The sequence below is a fragment of the Bacillus cereus group sp. Bc010 genome (genome assembly GCF_027716745.1).
In the GTDB taxonomy this organism is placed as follows: Bacteria; Bacillota; Bacilli; order Bacillales; family Bacillaceae_G; genus Bacillus_A; species Bacillus_A pacificus.
Genome location: NZ_JAQFUY010000009.1, coordinates 113723 through 130704 on the forward strand (window position 1 = coordinate 113723; position 16982 = coordinate 130704).

A 16982-nucleotide genomic window follows, 5' to 3' on the forward strand; every position below is an offset into this window, starting at 1 on the left:
CTACTTTGCATAATAAATCAATTGTTGCGAAGATTCATCAATCATCACTTGTTGATTATATGCTAAAAAGTCTAATTGTCCAACCGTTTCTGAAATAGTAAGTGGCAATTGTTCCTTATACAATACCGGAAATAGTTTTACACATACTTCAAATGCTGTCATTGGTTTTTCCTTTAATAACTCAAGCACTTTAAATGCACGTGTTTCTTGCTTTTGTAATCTCGTTTCAATAAGTTGTTTCACATTTAGAACATCTTCTCCATGTCCTGATAAAATGCGTGAAATATTCATTTCACTTAAACGCTTTAACGTTTGATTATATTGTAATAACGGGCGCGCCCTTTCTGTTTGTCCTTCATATGGTGGTTCTAATATTGGATTCGAAGAAATATGACTAATGAGAGCATCCCCTCCAATTAGTATTCCATCAGATTCTCTATATAATGAAATATGAGTGGAAGCATGACCCGGTGTTTCAATTACTGTAAAACCAGGCATTGAATCAATACGATCTCCCTCTCTCACAGTATGCGTTAGCGATCTATTACAAGAATATTTCAGTGTCCTTGTCGTCAATAACGCCTCGTCTTTCAAAAATGCTGCTGGAACACCAAATTGTAAAGCCGTCTCTCTAAAAAACTCATGATATCGCTTTAAAAATTCTGGATTTTGCGTGATCCACGGCTCATTCCAAGGGTGTCCAATAATGTTCGTCTTCTCAGAAAATATATTTAAAAGCCCACAATGATCCGCATGATGATGCGTAATAACTACTGTTTTAATATCTTCTATCGTATATCCTAATGTACATAACTGACTTTCTAACGCATTTCTTGCCTCTTCTGTATTCGTCCCTGTATCAATTAATGTTAATGTCTCCCCCTCAACTAAAAACACATTCACAGTTTCAACTGCAAATGGCACAGGAATCTCCATTCGGTGAATCGCCGTCATGCTTAGCCCCCCTGTCTCTTTCCGGTTCAAAAATGAATACTTCTTCAGTTTACAACTTCCTTATATATTTGTCATTATTTTCAGATAAAAAGAGGTGTTTCCTAGAAAAAAACGAATGTATGTACATTTATAAGAATTTCTAACCAAAATTAAAGGAGGAACATCATGTCTATTCAAAACATTTCCTTTCTCGGTGCGGGCTCTATTGCTGAAGCGATTATTGGTGGCTTGTTACATGCAAATGTTGTGAAAGGCGAACAAATTACTGTAAGTAATCGTTCTAATGAGACAAGGTTACAGGAGCTACATAACAAATACGGTGTCAAAGGTACACATAATAAAAAAGAACTACTTACTAATACAAATATTCTTTTTCTAGCAATGAAGCCAAAAGATGTTGCAGAAGCGCTTACCCCTTTTCAAGAAGACATACATAATAACCTGCTTATTATTTCGTTATTAGCAGGTGTTTCTACTCATTCAATTAGAAATCTACTTCAAAAAGACGTTCCGATTATTCGTGCCATGCCAAATACATCTGCAGCTATTTTAAAATCAGCTACTGCTATCTCACCTTCAAAACATGCAACAAAGGAACATATTCAAACTGCCATAGCTTTATTTGAAACAATCGGTCTCGTCTCTGTTGTAGAGGAAGAAGATATGCATGCTGTCACTGCATTATCCGGAAGCGGGCCTGCTTATATTTATTACGTAGTAGAAGCGATGGAAGAAGCTGCAAAAAAAATCGGTTTAAAAGAAGATGTTGCAAAGTCACTTATTCTCCAAACGATGATTGGTGCTGCTGAAATGCTAAAAGCAAGTGAAAAACACCCGTCTATTTTGCGAAAGGAAATTACCTCTCCTGGTGGAACGACCGAAGCGGGCATTGAAGTATTACAAGAACACCAATTTCAACAAGCGCTTATTTCTTGTATTACACAGGCAACGCAACGATCACATAATCTTGGGAAAACGTTAGAACAGTTAACAAAAGAAAAATAAAAAATGGAGCTCAATCTTACTTGAGCTCCATTTTTTATAAACATATATTTTTAGTTATTCGTCTTCCCAAAAATCTCTTCTTGCAGACGGCGACCAGTCGGTGTTGCTGCAAGTCCACCTTCAGCTGTTTCACGAAGTGCTACTGGCATCGTTTGTCCGATTCTAAACATCGCCTCAATTACTTCATCACATGGAATAGTACTCGTTACACCAGCTAATGCTAAATCAGCTGAAATCATCGCATTTGCAGCTCCTGCTGCATTACGTTTTACGCAAGGTACTTCTACAAGTCCTGCAACAGGATCGCATACTAAACCAAGCATGTTCTTTAATGAAATTGCCATCGCTGTAGCTGCTTGCTCTTGTGTTCCACCAGCCATTTCAACTGCAGCTGCAGCTGCCATTCCACTTGCTGAACCAACTTCAGCTTGGCATCCTCCCGCTGCACCAGAAATACAAGCGTTATTCGCAACAACCATACCGAAAGCTCCTGCTGTAAATAAGAATTCAATCATTTCTTCACGTGTAGGCTGCAATTTTTCTCTTAGTGCAAATAGTACACCTGGCACTGTTCCAGCAGACCCTGCTGTTGGTGTTGCACAAATAATTCCCATCGCTGCGTTTACTTCATTTGTTGCAACAGCTTTACTCACTGCGTCCAAAATCGTATCTCCAGATAAGCCTTTTCCACTCTTCATATACGCCTGAACTTTTACAGCATCTCCACCAGTTAAACCAGTTGGTGATTTCACTCCGCGAATACCACGTTCTACTGCTTGCTCCATCACGACTAAGTTCTTTTCCATACCAGCAATTACTTCTTCACGTGGAATACTTCTTGTTTCCATTTCACATTGAATCATAATTTCTGCGATTTTTACATTTTGTTCTTTAGCTTGCGCCACTAGTTCCGCTGCGTTCCGAAACATGGTGTGTCCCCCCTGCAATTATTCCATAATAGTTACTTGACAAATATTTTGTTGCGCTTTTATTTCTTCAATCACTTCATCTGCTAATATTTCATCTGTTTCGATGACCATAAGCGCTCTTCTTCCTTTTTCTTTACGAGAAACACTCATTGTACTAATGTTAATCTCGTGTTTCGCAAGGATTGAAGCTACCGCTGCAATAGCACCGAAGCGATCGTTATTTACAATAAGTAGTGCTGGACTCGTGCCTGATAATTGAAGATCGAATCCGTTTAATTCTACAACTTCAATTTTACCGCCACCAATTGAGCAAGCAACAACTTCAATTTCTTCTTCACCTTTATACAAACGAATTCTTGCTGTATTTGGGTGAGGTGCATTGGCATCCTCTTCAATGAATTCCACTTCAATTTCGCGCTCTTTTGCTATCTCTAGCGCCTCTGGAATACGTAAGTCATCTGTTTCAAACCCTAATATCCCACCTATTAGCGCTACATCTGTACCATGCCCACGATACGTCTTTGCAAATGATCCATATAATGAAATGCTTACTCTTTCTGGTTCATGACGAAACAGCTGGCGAGCAACTTGCCCCATTCGTGCTGCGCCTGCTGTATGTGAACTTGATGGACCAATCATAACTGGACCGATAATATCAAATACTGAGCGATACTTCATCATAACTCCCCCTAAACCTCTATGAAAAAATTTTTTACTATTCTATTAAGCTACCAAATCGGTTGCTTTTCCAGTTGTACTACGAATTTGTTCCGCTATACGAATTGGATCGTTTTTGAATAACAATGAAACAATCTATCCTGAAATAATACTAGTTGTCATAATAAATAAGAAACTTAGCATTACCTTCATTTAAAAATAATATAAGCTAATCCACAATAAAGTCTGGTAGCAATCCAAAGTTTAACACAGAACCACTTACAAGGATAGCATAAACAAGTGAAACTATAATCAGTGGGAGTTTTGTCCATTCCCAATAATTATTAGCCCACAACAATCGTGCTTTTACGAGCAGTTATCTCTCGCTCAAATTCCTCGCATTCGCGAATTTTGAGGTAGAGTCTTACTGCCCATTAAAGTGGGATAAATTATAATCTGCCCTCATTATAACTTGTTTTTAATAAAACGCTTACTTTTAATGAATTTTAAAAGTTCTGAATAAAAATCCATTTTTGCTATTTGTATCATTCGTATGTCGTCTGACTTATATAACAGTTTTTCTAAATAATCGATACTATGTATTTTTATCCTATATTTTCACATCATTAAAACTTTCTGTTTCATCTAATATAAGCATAAAATGATAACAGTTTTATTTTATTTTTTTTAGAAAAAAAAATGGCAACCTCTCGTCGCCATTTTTTCATATCATTATTATCTTTCTACTGGAAATGATTTTAAATCCGTAGCTATTTCTGTATTAGAAAATAGCTCTCTTGCCTCTTTCAATAATTCCTTATATGTATCCCCTTGATAACGAGAACTAATATGAGTCAATATTAATCGTTTTGCATTTGCCTGAAGTGCAATACTCGCAGCTTGCTTAGATGTGGAATGAAAATAATCATACGCTTGTTGTTCATCTTCTGCCGCAAAAGTTGCTTCATGAACTAGTACGTCAGCGTCTTGTGCCAGCTCTCTACTCGCTTCACAAAATCTTGTATCACCTAAAATGGTAATAATTCTTCCTTTTTGAGGTGGGCCGATAAAATCTTGTCCGTTTAGTATCGTACCATTTTCCAATTCAACCACTTCTCCATCTTTTAAACGCTTAAAGAGTGGACCTGGTTTCACACCCATCTCCAGCAATTTATCGACTAAAAGGGCGCCTTGTATATCTTTCTCTATAATACGATACCCAAAACATTCAATACCGTGTGACAATCTTTTCGTTTCCACATGAAATTCATTATCTTCAAACACGGTACCTTCTTCTGTTATCTCAACAATTTCAAGTGGGTATTTTACATGTGTCGTACTTACTGATAATGCTACTTCAATAAATTGTTTAATTCCTTTTGGTCCATACACTGTTAAAGGTGTAGTCCCTCCTTGAAACGAACGGCTTCCTAATAAACCAGGCAATCCAAAAATATGATCACCATGTAAATGCGTAATAAATATTTTTTCAATGCGGCGTGGACGTACTGATGTATGTAATATTTGATGTTGCGTCGCCTCGCCACAATCAAATAACCAAGTTTGTCCTCGTTCTTCTAACAATTGCAAAGCAATTGCTGAAACGTTCCTTCCTTTCGAAGGAACACCTGCACCAGTTCCTAAAAATACAAATTCCACTTTCTTTCCTCCAGCTCTTTATATAATCTACCTTTCATCTTACGGAATGTTATTTCAAATGGCAAATCGAATTTACATAACCAATCATCTAGACAACTATATATCACGAACATTATACTCAAAAAATTTGGATATCGTTCGTGTTTTATGTTAAAATGATTATACTACATTTTAAGGGAGCGTTTTATTATGAAAGAAGCATTTCGTTTACAAACTGATTTTTCATCTTCATTTGATCGCTGGGTAAGTTCTTTCGTGTCTGATCACCCAGCACAATTAGAATGGACGACTTTGAAAGAGTTAATCCATGAATATACAACAACACATACAAATGATTCGTTACCAACATATATTTCTTCAGCTTTAACATATTATGCACAACGCGTTTCAACTGCAAACAGTTCAGAGATTGTTATTTTTGAAAATGTTACAATCTCATAATCTATAACAAAAAGCACTGTGATCAGTGCTTTTTATTATGTTCATTACAATATTTATTTTCCAACCTTATTTCAAAAAAACTCCGCTTATTTCCTACTATATAGCCAAGATAAATCTATTTGAGTTTTCAAAAAATATGTTGACACTACAAAATTTCAGTGCTAACATTCAACATGTAATTGAATATGGTCTCTGTTAGGTGAGGCTCCTGTATAGAGAAACGCTGCTGCCCAAAAATGTCGAGAGACGCCAATGGGTCAACAAGAAAGGTCGGAATGAAGGCCTTTTTTAACGTAGCTGGTTTCAGTACCTATGCTATACAGTGCTAAAACTCAACGAGGGAGAGGTGCATGTATTTTGTCATACACAAAAACTGTTTTGATTTATGCTTACTAACAGTCTTTGTTGTGGACTCTTTTAACTGCGAATTCAGACCTTTACTCGTTTTGAGTAAAGGTCTTTTTACGTATATATGCACCTTACTATGAAACAAACATAGCATATTCAGAAACTACTAAATTGTACGGAGGTGAGGAACAGTTGGCAATTGATGATTCGGCCCAGATACCCATATGTTTTACGTTAATATTTCATCATGTAGGTAGGAAAGAAACTGTTCCTCCTAATTTTAAATAGTCGAGTAACAGCTTGTTTCCTCCTTCATGAAAAAGGAGGAACTACCGATGTTAAATTTACTAAGACAAGAAACGAAACATTCATACGATCAAGATTGTATGAAAACAAATCACAAATTATTAGTGGAAGTCGCAACGCAGGATGCAAACAAAGCGTTACGACTTTTAGAAACAACAGAAAATGGACTCTCTAAAGAAGAAGCGTCTCGTAGACTTTCTTTATATGGCCTTAATGAAATAGCTCATAATAAAACATCACCGTGGTACATTCAATTTCTGCTGGCATTTAAAAATCCATTTATTTTTGTTTTATTAGCTCTCGGCGCACTTTCTTTTTTCACAGATGACATACAAGGAACTATTGTCGTATCTGTAATGGTAATGCTAAGTGCAACGATTCGCTTTTTGCAAGAATTTCGTTCTCAAAAAGCTGCGGATCAGTTAAAGGCTATGGTCCGAACAACGGCGAGTGTCTTTAGAATAGATGGATTTGTACACGAAACAAAAAATGTAAAAATTTTGAAGCGAACTGATCCATCGGAAATTCCAATTGAGGAACTTGTACCTGGCGATATTATTTCACTTTCAGCCGGAGACATTGTTCCAGCTGATGTGCGTATTTTATCGGCTAAAGATTTATTTGTGAACCAATCTTCTTTAACAGGAGAAGCACTTCCTGTAGAAAAATACGAAAACTGCTATCATACAGAAAATAAACATCTATTACCGAAAAGCACGAAAAAAAATTACAATCCACTCGATATGGAAAATCTTTGCTTCATGGGGACAAATATTGTAAGTGGTAGCGCAAGAGCGGTTGTCATCTCCACAAGTACCGATACGTATTTTGGCTCTTTAGCAAATAAAGTAATCGGTAAGCGCGTAGAAACAAGCTTTGATAAAGGTGTAAACAAAGTAAGCTGGCTTTTAATTACATTCATGCTTATTATGGCACCTATCGTTCTTCTCATTAACGGATTCACAAAAGGGGATTGGCAAGAAGCTTTCTTCTTCGCTATTGCAATCGCAGTTGGTCTAACACCTGAAATGTTACCAATGATTGTGACTGCTAATTTAGCTAAAGGTGCCGTTAACATGTCTAAACAGAAAGTAATTGTAAAACAGCTGAATTCTATTCAAAATTTAGGTGCTATGAACATTCTTTGTACCGATAAAACAGGAACTTTAACAGAAGATAAAGTTGTACTTGTTCGGCACTTAGATCCTAATGGTAATACATGTAATCGTGTATTACACTTTGCCTATTTAAATAGCTTCTATCAAACAGGATTGAAAAATTTAATAGATAAAGCTGTTATAAAACATACAGAAGAAATTCAAAAATTTGATCCATCCGTTTTTCAAAAACTAGATGAAATTCCATTTGACTTTGCTCGTCGGCGTATGTCCGTCATTGTAAAAAACAATTCAGGTGAACATACAATGGTCTGTAAAGGGGCTGTAGAAGAAATTTTATCTATTTGCAACTACACTGAAATAGATGGCAAAATTGCTTCTCTTACCGATGACATGCGCTTACATGTAAAACAACTAAGTGAGACTTTGAATAGTGAAGGTATGCGCGTTATTGCTGTAGCTTATAAAAAAAATAGACCAACAAATAATAAAGAGTACGCCGTACAAGATGAAAATGATATGATTCTCGCTGGATATATTGGCTTTTTAGATCCACCGAAACCATCTGCCGCTACTGCCATTCAAGCATTACAAAAACATGGTGTACAAGTAAAAATTTTAACTGGTGATAACGAAATCGTGACAAAAAAGGTATGTAAAGAAGTTGGATTAAATATTGGCGAGCCTATCCTTGGTTACGAAATCGATGCTTTACCTGATAAAGCATTAGCAAAGCTAGCCGAAGAAACAACTGTTTTTGCTAAACTAAATCCAATGCAAAAATCTCGCATTATACGAGTATTACAAGGAAACGGACACACTGTAGGTTATATGGGAGATGGCATTAACGACGCCGTAGCGTTACGGGAAGCTGACGTTGGCATATCTGTTGATACTGCAACTGATATTGCAAAAGAGTCTTCCGATATTATTCTACTTGAAAAAAGTTTAATGATATTAGAAGCAAGTATTTTAGAAGGACGCACTACATTCGGTAATATTTTGAAATACATTAAAATGACAGCGAGCTCTAACTTCGGAAATGTATTTAGTGTGTTAGTAGCAAGTGCCTTCATTCCTTTCTTGCCGATGCTTGCCATTCACCTTTTAATTCAAAACTTACTTTATGATATTTCACAACTGTCTATCCCCTGGGACAAAATGGATAAAGAGTTTTTAGAAAAACCAAGAAAATGGGATACTGCAAATTTACGGAACTTCATTATTTGCATCGGTCCCATTAGTTCCGTATTTGATATCATCACCTATGTGGTCATGTGGAACGTCTTCGGTGCAAATACAGCTAGCGAACAATCATTATTCCAATCTGGTTGGTTTGTCGTTGGATTGCTAACACAAACTTTAATTGTTCACATGATAAGAACACAGAAGATTCCGTTTATTCAAAGTACTGCATCAGTACCGGTTCTTTTATTAACCGCTTGTATTATGGTAATCGGAATTTATATTCCATTCTCGCCACTTGGAGCAGCCGTTGGATTACAAGCATTACCACTTAGCTATTTCCCTTGGTTAATAGGAATACTATTAGGCTATGCTTTCTTAACACAGTTCCTAAAAAAAATTTATATTAAAAAGTTTCATAGCTGGTTATAAAAATGAGAATGAGCGGGTGCTTCCCGCTCATTCTCAAAAACATAACTTGGACTTATATGTGTGGAGGTGACCATGATGGTATGGTATGACATTGTACTAAGATTATTTATTGCAATTCTTGTAGGTGCTTGCATCGGAATGGAACGACAATGGAGACATAGGATGGCTGGGCTACGGACAAATGCTCTCGTATCACTTGGTGCCTGTATATTTGTTTTATTATCCGTCATGATTGATCACGATGCTAGCCCTTCACGTATTGCCGCTCAAGTCGTCAGTGGGATTGGTTTTTTAGGAGGTGGCGTTATTATCCGCGATGGTTTTAGTATTAGGGGGCTTAATACTGCGGCTACCCTATGGTGCGCAGCTGCTGTTGGTACTCTTACAGGCGCTGGTTTCCTCATTGCAGCTATATTAGGTGCAGCTGGTGTTTTACTAGCAAACATACTACTTCGCCCAATCGCTCTCTTTATGAATCAAAAATCAAAAGAAGAATCACCTGAACAAACGAACTACTTACTTTCTCTCACTTGTTCAGAAGAACATGAAGCCCATATTCGTTTTTTACTTATGCATATGGTAAGTTCTGAAGGCATTGGTTTAAAAGAATTGTATAGTGAAGACGTAGATTCTAATCAAAAAGTATGTATACAAGCGACATTACACTGCAACACAAATACAGCAGTCTTAATTGAAAAAATAGTGAGCAGAATGCTATTAGAATCTGGCGTTACTGCAGCTGGTTGGAAAACTTCATTAGATTTAGAAGCAAGTTGAACATAAAAGGTGTCATGATATTTACAGCTTCATGACACCTTCTACATAAACTTATTTTCTAATTTTTGCTGAAAAGACTTTTCTTGCTTACGTAATAATTGACTACCTCGTTGTAAAAGCGGCATTCCATACTTATCATTAATTTGATCAATGACAGCAAGTAGCGGCTCTTCTTTCGCATCTTCTTCAAATGAAAACAAATCTAATTGCTTCACCGATTCAGTCTTCCACTCTATTTCAGTAGCTGTAACACCTAATAAACGAACGGAATCGCCGTCCCAATGTTGCTTCCATAAACGAGAGGCCGCTTGAAAAATATCTCGTTCTTCCCAAATGGCATTTTTCAATTGCTTACTCCTCGTTACTGTCCGCCTATCATGATACTTAATCATAATCTGAATATTATAGCTGACAAGAGTTCGCTTTTGTAATCTTTTACTCACTGATTTTGATAGCCTTTCTAACATATCAAGTAATTCTTTTTCTTCATCCATATCCTTTGAAAAAGTCATCGAATTACCAACGCTTTTATGTTGTCCCATTTGACTCGGATCAACTTCTCTATCATCCACACCTTTTGCCCTTCTTTGTAAATCAACACCATGCTTTCCAATTTTAGCGCGAATGATATGTTCATTTCCTTTTGCTAACTGTTCAATTGTTTGTATATGAATATCTTTTAATTTCTCAGCTGTTTTTTCTCCAATTCCATGCATCGCTCCAACCGGAAGCGGCCAAATCATTTCTGGAATATCTCGTTTTCGGAGCACGGTAATACCGAGAGGCTTTTTCATATCAGAAGCTGTTTTTGCTAGGAAAAGGTTTGGAGCAATTCCGATGCTACACGGCAACTGTAACTCTGTTAATAACACTTGCTGAATCATCTTTGCTATTTCAAGAGGCGAACCGAGTGCGTAACAATCTGTAATATCTAAATATCCCTCATCTATTGATACTGGTTGTATTTTTTCCGTAAAACGGGAAAGGATTTGAAACATTTGAAATGAAGCTTCACGATATAATGTAAAATTAGGGCGCCTTACAACTAATTGTGGACATAACCTTTTTGCTTCCCAAAGTGGCATCGTTGTACGTATTCCATATTCTCTCGCCTCATAACTACATGTGATGATAATTCCTTTTCTTTCTTTTTCATTTCCAGCAACCGCTAACGGCTTCCCCTGTAATGATGGGTCATGAGCAATTTCAACAGATGCAAAAAAACAATTCATATCTACATGTAAAATAACACGGCCCTTTTTCGGATACATTTCTCGCATAGTACTCCCCCCAACTAGAACATTCGTTCTTTTATTATATCAAATTTTGCACAATAATTATAATAATTACTTGTTCTTTTCTATCATATTTATTGCTATAATTTAAACAAAGTGGATATATTTGTAATCAGGGGTGATTATTATGAAATCGACTGATAAACTCAATTATACGTTTCTCGTAATTATACTAATCGTCGCAATCAATTATTTACTTCTTCCTATTTTTGATATTAACATAGCTGGTTTTCTCCCTCGCCTAGTCCATGTAGTAACAACTTACATACTGCCATGGATTTTCTTGTATTGGCTTATCCGCCTTGTAAAAGCAATCGAATCAAAATAAAAAGCGTGTAAATCAGTTGTGATTTACACGCTTTTTCTATTACATTACTTCGCTACTTCTTCAATAATTGCAACAACTAATTCTGCTGTTTTCGCTAATTCTTCAACAGGAATCTTTTCATTTGTTGTATGAATTTCTTCATAACCAACTGCTAAGTTAACTGTTGGAATGCCGTGTCCTGCAATTACGTTTGCATCACTTCCGCCACCACTTTGGTGAAGAGAAGGTGTACGACCAATTTTTTCAGCTGCACGTTTTGCAACTTCTACAACGTGATCGCCATCAGCAAATTTAAATCCTGGATACATAACGTTTACTTCAACGTCTGCATGACCGCCCATTTCTTTTGCAGTTGTTTCAAATGCTTCTTTCATTTTCGCAACTTGCGCTTCCATTTTTTCATTGATTAAAGAACGCGCTTCTGCAAAGATTTGTACGTGATCGCAAACGATATTCGTTTGTGTACCACCTTCAAAACGTCCAATATTTGCAGTTGTTTCAGAATCAATACGGCCAAGTGGCATTTTCGCAATTGCTTTCGCTGCGATAGTAATTGCAGATACACCTTTTTCTGGTGCTACACCAGCATGAGCTGTTTTCCCGCGAATAATCGCATTCACTTTCGCTTGTGTTGGAGCTGCAACAACGATTTCACCAACTTTTCCATCGCTATCTAATGCATAACCGTATTTCGCAGTAATGCGCTCACGATCTAATGCTTTTGCACCAACAAGACCAGATTCTTCTCCAACTGTAATAATAAATTCAATTGTACCATGAGGGATATTTTTCTCTTTTAAAACACGGATTGCTTCGAACATGGATGCTAATCCTGCTTTATCATCTGCACCTAAAATCGTAGTACCATCTGATACGATATATCCATCTTTAATAGAAGGCTTAATTCCATTACCAGGAACTACTGTATCCATATGAGAAGTAAAGTAAATTGTATCAACACCATCTTTTGTTGCTGGTAATGTACAAATTAAGTTACCTGCACCATGCCCAGTAACAGCCATTGTGTCATCTTCAAATACTTCTACACCTAAATCTGTAAATTTCTTTGTTAATACTTTGCAAATTTCTGCTTCAAATTTCGTTTCAGAATCTACTTGTACTAACTCCATAAATTCATTTACTAAACGTTCTTGATTAATCATAAGACTGCGCCTCCTGCACTACCATTATGTATGTAACACTATTAATTATAACAGAATTTCGCAAAAGTTTCGAAATACAAGACAAAAAACAGACGGTTTATATGTCTAGATAACCATCTGCTTTCTATTACTCATTTAACAATACCCAGCGCATATGATCTTCCCACACTCCATTAACCATTAACATCTTCCTAGACACGCCCTCATACTGAAAACCTATCTTCGTCACGACTTGTATAGATGCTAAATTTCGTGGCATAATCGGTGCTTCTATACGATGTAATTGAAATTCCTCAAAAGCAACTTGAATCGCTTTTCTAAGCGCTTCTGTCGTATAACCTTTGTTTAACTCTTCCTTATCTAATTTATAGCCGAGTACACAAGATTGGTAAATTCCACGAACAATTAAATTAAATGAAATACATCCAATTATTTTCGTATCATCACCTTTTTTAAAAATCCAAAGCCTGATGATTTTACCTTCTGCGATCTCTTTTCTATCCTTTTGTAACTTTTTCTTTTGATAATCTAACGTAAAAAAATCATCCGGTCTATACTCTTCCCAGGCTTTTAAAAATTCACGATTTCTGTCGTAATATTGAAGAACTTTTTCAGCATACGACTCATCAATTTCCCTTAAATGTAAACGATTTGTTTCATATATTTTCATCATCGTATCTCCATTCTTCAGCTTGCATAACAAAAAACTTATACCCTATCATTCTTATATATTCTCTACGTACATACAAATTTCCTGTTATACTTTACATACACTTCTCGAATTTTGTCATTTCTCTCCCCCTTGTCCACAATATCATTTCTCGTTACAATGATATTGTACTGATTTGCAAGGAGGTTTAACGATGCATAAAAAAGCTCAAAAAGTTATGATTTATGTAATGCTAATTTCTATGCTTGTAACAACATTACTTGCTGGCGCAAGTATGTTTTGGTAAAAAGGACGATCTGTTCGTCCTTTTTTTACTTTTTACACATAATAAAATAAACCATCTCGAAATCGAGATGGTTTATTTTATGTAAAGCACAATCGCTACAATGCTAAAGGAAAATGACATTACAAGTGCTATCACAAAACTTGTATATTGTTTCTGCTGAAATGCCCCAATAACAAAAGTAAGATTAAGTAATGCCATACATACAATCGCTACAAGATAAGAACATATATTAAAAGTTGCCAATATGAATGTAATAATAAATAGAAATCCCATAAAAAACTGCATATACGAAAGTTTTGGATTCAAGTACATATGAGCAACTCCTTTATCTAATTTAATCTTTCTATACTCTCATTAACGCATGGTTATGTACACATGTCAAGACAACTTATTACAATAGAAAAAACCAACTTTTTCGTTGGCTTTTTCATATGCAATGGCTCCTTTTTCTTTTGCCAATTGCTGAAATGATTTTTTCGATTTTACAATCCACACCTTCGTTCCAATTGGAATACGATCAAATAAATACTCCACATCATTTTTCTTCATTCTTATACACCCTTGTGAAATATACTTTCCAATTGAACTCGGTTGGTTTGTTCCATGTATTCCATATTTACTCCCATCAGTTCCTCGTGCATTAAATCCCATCCACCTAGATCCAAGTGGATTTTTCGGTGATCCCCCTGGAATATCCTTTGCAATATAATACGGATCCTTTGCTTTCATTACAATATCAAAAGTTCCCTCTGGGGTTAATTCATTTGTTTTTCCTGTCGCGACTGGAAAAACCTTTTGAATCTTCCCATCGTCAATATAAGCTAGTTTATTCGTCGCTTTATTTACAATAATAAAAGGATCACCGGCACGTGGATTATCACCAAGGGGCCAAATAGGCGATAAAGAAAGACATAATAGGAAAGAGAGAAGATACGGCATAAATAATTCCTACCTTCTATATAAGTTCTTTTATATTATCCTTTCCCTTAAAACGACTTTTAATGAGTAAATATTGTTCCATTTCGTATACAAGTTGAACAAGTTTCGCACGTATCTCAAATTCTTCACGTGTAGCCGGCAATGGCATCTCTCTAAATAATTCTCTCATTTCTTGAAGCTGTCTTAAAGAAATAACCCCGGTACTCTGAGGGCTAATAGCATTACTAATGTTTTCAACCACATCGGCAATCATGTCAGCTTGTTCATATGTCCACGATAAAGAAGCTGCTAACGGAATCATTCGCTCTAAAATTTCGAATTGTTGCATGCGCATATTAAAATAACGATAGTAATAGTCATCTTCTCGCATAAATGCATTCTCAAGTTTCTTAAACGATAAATCTCTAGCTTCATTTAGCATCTGTTCAGTTTCAATAAGTTCTGCCCCGCTCCAACTACTTTCTCGATTTCGTAAATACACAACCATTTCAAACAAAATCGTTTTAAAATTACTTTCTATTTTATCTTGATACTCTTTTAGTTTATTTTCACTACTTGGCATATACATATTCACTAAGAGAGCCACGCTAATCCCTATCGTTAATATCGCAATTTCATTTCCAACAATAAGCCACGTAATTTGTTTCAATGAATATAGATGCATCACAATAACTGAACTCGTGACAATACCTTCTTGAATTTTAAGCATAACTGCAGTCGGAATAAATGTAAGTAATAATACGCTAATTGCTAGTGGTGTATATCCAATTGTCTCAAAAATACAAAATGCGAACACCATTGATAATACACAAGCTAAAAAACGATGTAACGATACTTGAAGTGATTTACGTTTCGTATTTTGTACACATAATATAACTAAAATACCCGCTGAACTATAAAATTCTAATCCTAATAACTGAGCAATAAAAACGGCTGCGCCTGTCCCTATTGCTGTTTTTACTGTACGGTATCCAATTTTGAACATAGCATTGCTCCTATATGTATAAACGTATTTACAATCAGTATAAAAAAAGGATGACACAATGTCATCCTTTTCTACTTATTATTCACGTAACCGTTACATATTACAATATCTTTTGTAAAAATTGTTGCGCACGCTCACTTTTCGGTGCTGCAAAAAATTCTGCTGGCGCACTATCTTCTACAAGTTTTCCACCATCTAAAAAGAGAACGCGATCTGCTACTTCTTTTGCAAATCCCATTTCATGTGTAACAATTGCCATTGTCATTCCTGTCGTAACTAATGATTTCATAACTTCTAGCACTTCTTTTACCATCTCTGGATCTAGTGCTGATGTCGGTTCATCAAATAACATTACTTCTGGTTCCATTGCTAACGCTCTTGCAATTGCTACACGTTGCTTTTGTCCGCCAGAAAGACGATTCGGATACGTATCTTTTTTATCTAATAAGCCGACCTTTTCTAAAAGTTTTTCGGCTTTCTTTTCAGCTTCTTGTTTCGTTACTCCTTTTACATTGATAGGAGCATACGTAATATTTTCTAATACAGTCATATGAGGAAATAGGTGGAAATGCTGAAATACCATTCCGACATTTTCACGGACGTGCATAATATTCGTTTTCGGATTCGTTACTTCTTCCGTTCCAATCCAAATGTGACCATTTGTCGGTGCTTCTAACACATTCATACAACGTAAAAATGTTGATTTCCCTGATCCAGACGGTCCAATAATCGCTACTACTTCCCCTTTTCCAATCGTTGTTGTAATTCCTTTTAATACTTCGTTTTTTCCAAATGATTTATGAAGGTTTTCAATTTTAATCACTTTTCTTCATTCTCCCTTCAATTGCCTTCCCGACTAATGTAAGAATAATGACTAGCATATAATAAATGAGTCCAACAAAAAGTAATGGTTCAAGATATTTAAATGTCTCCCCGCCTACGATGTAAGCACGGCGCATTAAATCCGTTGCGCCTATTACTGTTACTACAGCCGATTCTTTCGTAAGCGTCGCAAACTCGTTTACAAGTGCCGGTAATATATTTTTTAAAGCTTGAGGAAAAATGATATTTCGCATCATTTTTCCGTATGGAATTCCTAAAGCCATCGCCGCTTCTGTTTGTCCTTTATCAACCGCTTGAATGCCCGCGCGGATTACTTCTGACATATATGCACCTGAATTTAAGCTAAATGCAAGTACAGCTGCTAAGAATGCCGGTATTTCATAACCAATTATTTGCGGGACACCGAAATAAATAATCATTAATTGCAATACAAGTGGTGTACCACGGAAAATTGATGTATAAAGATATGCCGCTATATTTAATGCTCGTATTCTAGCAATTTTGCAAAGTGCTAATAACGTCCCTAAAAGAAACCCTGCTAAAGCTGATACTGCTACAATTTTCAAAGTAACTTCTAGACCTTTTAATATATACGGTATCGAAGGCGTAATCGCCGAAAAATCTAAGTTCATTCTTTTCATTCCCCTCACAGAAAAGTGAAA

The 16982-nt window shown here is 36.1% G+C and carries 18 protein-coding genes, 1 pseudogene and 1 riboswitch; of the genes and pseudogenes, 6 read left to right on the forward strand and 13 right to left on the reverse strand.

Annotated elements, in window-relative coordinates; translation table 11 throughout:
• A complete protein-coding gene (locus tag PDQ68_RS13110) occupies positions 1-954 on the reverse strand; it encodes an MBL fold metallo-hydrolase (protein WP_049112518.1) in 954 nt (317 codons plus the stop codon).
• 165 nt (positions 955-1119) lie between these two features.
• Here PDQ68_RS13110 and proI point away from each other — a divergent pair, with 165 nt between their 5' ends.
• Positions 1120-1959 carry a pyrroline-5-carboxylate reductase ProI gene (gene proI, locus PDQ68_RS13115; RefSeq protein WP_061183935.1) on the forward strand — a complete coding sequence of 280 codons (840 nt, stop codon included), beginning with the start codon at positions 1120-1122 and terminating at the stop codon, positions 1957-1959.
• A gap of 50 nt (positions 1960-2009) precedes the next feature.
• Here the strand turns inward: proI and sdaAA are convergent, their stop codons facing one another.
• The 4 genes and pseudogenes from sdaAA to rnz all read right to left on the reverse strand — a co-directional run bounded on the left by sdaAA (position 2010) and on the right by rnz (position 5204).
• Positions 2010-2888 carry an L-serine ammonia-lyase, iron-sulfur-dependent, subunit alpha gene (sdaAA, locus tag PDQ68_RS13120; protein WP_061183936.1) on the reverse strand — a complete coding sequence of 293 codons (879 nt, stop codon included), beginning with the start codon at positions 2886-2888 and terminating at the stop codon, positions 2010-2012.
• A gap of 18 nt (positions 2889-2906) precedes the next feature.
• Positions 2907-3566: an L-serine ammonia-lyase, iron-sulfur-dependent subunit beta gene (gene sdaAB, locus PDQ68_RS13125; protein WP_000877446.1), complete on the reverse strand. Its 660-nt coding sequence runs from the start codon at positions 3564-3566 to the stop codon at positions 2907-2909.
• Positions 3567-3645: 79 nt separating this feature from the next.
• A pseudogene (locus PDQ68_RS13130) lies at positions 3646-3903 on the reverse strand (hypothetical protein).
• Between the two features lie 377 nt (positions 3904-4280).
• Positions 4281-5204 (reverse strand): ribonuclease Z, encoded by a 924-nt coding sequence (gene rnz / locus PDQ68_RS13135; protein WP_000397447.1) that lies wholly within the window; start codon positions 5202-5204, stop codon positions 4281-4283.
• Between the two features lie 189 nt (positions 5205-5393).
• Between rnz and PDQ68_RS13140 the strand changes: the two genes are divergently transcribed.
• The 3 genes from PDQ68_RS13140 (at position 5394) to PDQ68_RS13150 (ending at position 9811) form a co-directional block, all read left to right on the forward strand.
• Positions 5394-5645 carry a DUF3932 family protein gene (locus tag PDQ68_RS13140; RefSeq protein WP_014893524.1) on the forward strand — a complete coding sequence of 84 codons (252 nt, stop codon included), beginning with the start codon at positions 5394-5396 and terminating at the stop codon, positions 5643-5645.
• Positions 5646-5829: 184 nt separating this feature from the next.
• A riboswitch (M-box (ykoK) riboswitch) is annotated at positions 5830-5997 on the forward strand.
• Positions 5998-6328: 331 nt separating this feature from the next.
• Positions 6329-9034, forward strand: coding sequence for a magnesium-translocating P-type ATPase (gene mgtA / locus PDQ68_RS13145; RefSeq protein ID WP_061183937.1), 2706 nt, complete (start codon positions 6329-6331; stop codon positions 9032-9034).
• Positions 9035-9109: 75 nt separating this feature from the next.
• Positions 9110-9811, forward strand: a complete 702-nt coding sequence (locus PDQ68_RS13150) for an MgtC/SapB family protein (RefSeq protein ID WP_029141190.1) — start codon at positions 9110-9112, stop codon at positions 9809-9811.
• 41 nt (positions 9812-9852) lie between these two features.
• Here PDQ68_RS13150 and PDQ68_RS13155 read toward each other — a convergent pair whose 3' ends face one another.
• A complete protein-coding gene (locus tag PDQ68_RS13155) occupies positions 9853-11091 on the reverse strand; it encodes a DNA polymerase IV (protein ID WP_016718451.1) in 1239 nt (412 codons plus the stop codon).
• A 142-nt stretch (positions 11092-11233) separates the two neighbouring features.
• Between PDQ68_RS13155 and PDQ68_RS13160 the strand changes: the two genes are divergently transcribed.
• Positions 11234-11434 (forward strand): hypothetical protein, encoded by a 201-nt coding sequence (locus PDQ68_RS13160; protein WP_016718452.1) that lies wholly within the window; start codon positions 11234-11236, stop codon positions 11432-11434.
• A gap of 44 nt (positions 11435-11478) precedes the next feature.
• On the opposite strand, the gene PDQ68_RS13165 is transcribed toward PDQ68_RS13160, so the two are convergent.
• Positions 11479-12597 (reverse strand): tripeptidase T, encoded by a 1119-nt coding sequence (locus PDQ68_RS13165; protein WP_000609808.1) that lies wholly within the window; start codon positions 12595-12597, stop codon positions 11479-11481.
• A gap of 127 nt (positions 12598-12724) precedes the next feature.
• Positions 12725-13270, reverse strand: coding sequence for a GNAT family N-acetyltransferase (locus PDQ68_RS13170; RefSeq protein ID WP_001993297.1), 546 nt, complete (start codon positions 13268-13270; stop codon positions 12725-12727).
• Positions 13271-13460: 190 nt separating this feature from the next.
• Between PDQ68_RS13170 and prli42 the strand changes: the two genes are divergently transcribed.
• A complete protein-coding gene (gene prli42, locus PDQ68_RS13175) occupies positions 13461-13553 on the forward strand; it encodes a stressosome-associated protein Prli42 (RefSeq protein ID WP_000549038.1) in 93 nt (30 codons plus the stop codon).
• A 72-nt stretch (positions 13554-13625) separates the two neighbouring features.
• Here prli42 and PDQ68_RS13180 read toward each other — a convergent pair whose 3' ends face one another.
• The 5 genes from PDQ68_RS13180 to PDQ68_RS13200 form a co-directional block, all read right to left on the reverse strand.
• Positions 13626-13865 carry a DUF3894 domain-containing protein gene (locus PDQ68_RS13180; RefSeq protein WP_000281165.1) on the reverse strand — a complete coding sequence of 80 codons (240 nt, stop codon included), beginning with the start codon at positions 13863-13865 and terminating at the stop codon, positions 13626-13628.
• 66 nt (positions 13866-13931) lie between these two features.
• On the reverse strand, positions 13932-14492 hold the full coding sequence (locus tag PDQ68_RS13185; protein WP_001146556.1) for a L,D-transpeptidase: 561 nt from the start codon (positions 14490-14492) through the stop codon (positions 13932-13934).
• Positions 14493-14508: 16 nt separating this feature from the next.
• On the reverse strand, positions 14509-15477 hold the full coding sequence (locus PDQ68_RS13190; protein ID WP_000472684.1) for an aromatic acid exporter family protein: 969 nt from the start codon (positions 15475-15477) through the stop codon (positions 14509-14511).
• Positions 15478-15577: 100 nt separating this feature from the next.
• Positions 15578-16300: an amino acid ABC transporter ATP-binding protein gene (locus PDQ68_RS13195; RefSeq protein ID WP_000590225.1), complete on the reverse strand. Its 723-nt coding sequence runs from the start codon at positions 16298-16300 to the stop codon at positions 15578-15580.
• Entirely contained in the window at positions 16293-16952 is a 660-nt protein-coding gene (locus tag PDQ68_RS13200) for an amino acid ABC transporter permease (RefSeq protein ID WP_270786823.1), read from the reverse strand. The genes PDQ68_RS13195 and PDQ68_RS13200 overlap by 8 nt, the downstream gene beginning before the upstream one ends.
• Positions 16953-16982 lie beyond the last annotated feature (30 nt).

Coding starts and splice junctions, on each gene's coding strand:
- PDQ68_RS13110 (WP_049112518.1), bottom strand. CDS start 954: ATGACGGCGATTCACCGAATGGAGATTCCTGTGCCATTTGCAGTTGAA.
- proI (WP_061183935.1), top strand. CDS start 1,120: ATGTCTATTCAAAACATTTCCTTTCTCGGTGCGGGCTCTATTGCTGAA.
- sdaAA (WP_061183936.1), bottom strand. CDS start 2,888: ATGTTTCGGAACGCAGCGGAACTAGTGGCGCAAGCTAAAGAACAAAAT.
- sdaAB (WP_000877446.1), bottom strand. CDS start 3,566: ATGAAGTATCGCTCAGTATTTGATATTATCGGTCCAGTTATGATTGGT.
- PDQ68_RS13140 (WP_014893524.1), top strand. CDS start 5,394: ATGAAAGAAGCATTTCGTTTACAAACTGATTTTTCATCTTCATTTGAT.
- mgtA (WP_061183937.1), top strand. CDS start 6,329: ATGTTAAATTTACTAAGACAAGAAACGAAACATTCATACGATCAAGAT.
- PDQ68_RS13150 (WP_029141190.1), top strand. CDS start 9,110: ATGGTATGGTATGACATTGTACTAAGATTATTTATTGCAATTCTTGTA.
- PDQ68_RS13155 (WP_016718451.1), bottom strand. CDS start 11,091: ATGCGAGAAATGTATCCGAAAAAGGGCCGTGTTATTTTACATGTAGAT.
- PDQ68_RS13160 (WP_016718452.1), top strand. CDS start 11,234: ATGAAATCGACTGATAAACTCAATTATACGTTTCTCGTAATTATACTA.
- PDQ68_RS13165 (WP_000609808.1), bottom strand. CDS start 12,597: ATGATTAATCAAGAACGTTTAGTAAATGAATTTATGGAGTTAGTACAA.
- PDQ68_RS13170 (WP_001993297.1), bottom strand. CDS start 13,270: ATGATGAAAATATATGAAACAAATCGTTTACATTTAAGGGAAATTGAT.
- prli42 (WP_000549038.1), top strand. CDS start 13,461: ATGCATAAAAAAGCTCAAAAAGTTATGATTTATGTAATGCTAATTTCT.
- PDQ68_RS13180 (WP_000281165.1), bottom strand. CDS start 13,865: ATGTACTTGAATCCAAAACTTTCGTATATGCAGTTTTTTATGGGATTT.
- PDQ68_RS13185 (WP_001146556.1), bottom strand. CDS start 14,492: ATGCCGTATCTTCTCTCTTTCCTATTATGTCTTTCTTTATCGCCTATT.
- PDQ68_RS13190 (WP_000472684.1), bottom strand. CDS start 15,477: ATGTTCAAAATTGGATACCGTACAGTAAAAACAGCAATAGGGACAGGC.
- PDQ68_RS13200 (WP_270786823.1), bottom strand. CDS start 16,952: ATGAACTTAGATTTTTCGGCGATTACGCCTTCGATACCGTATATATTA.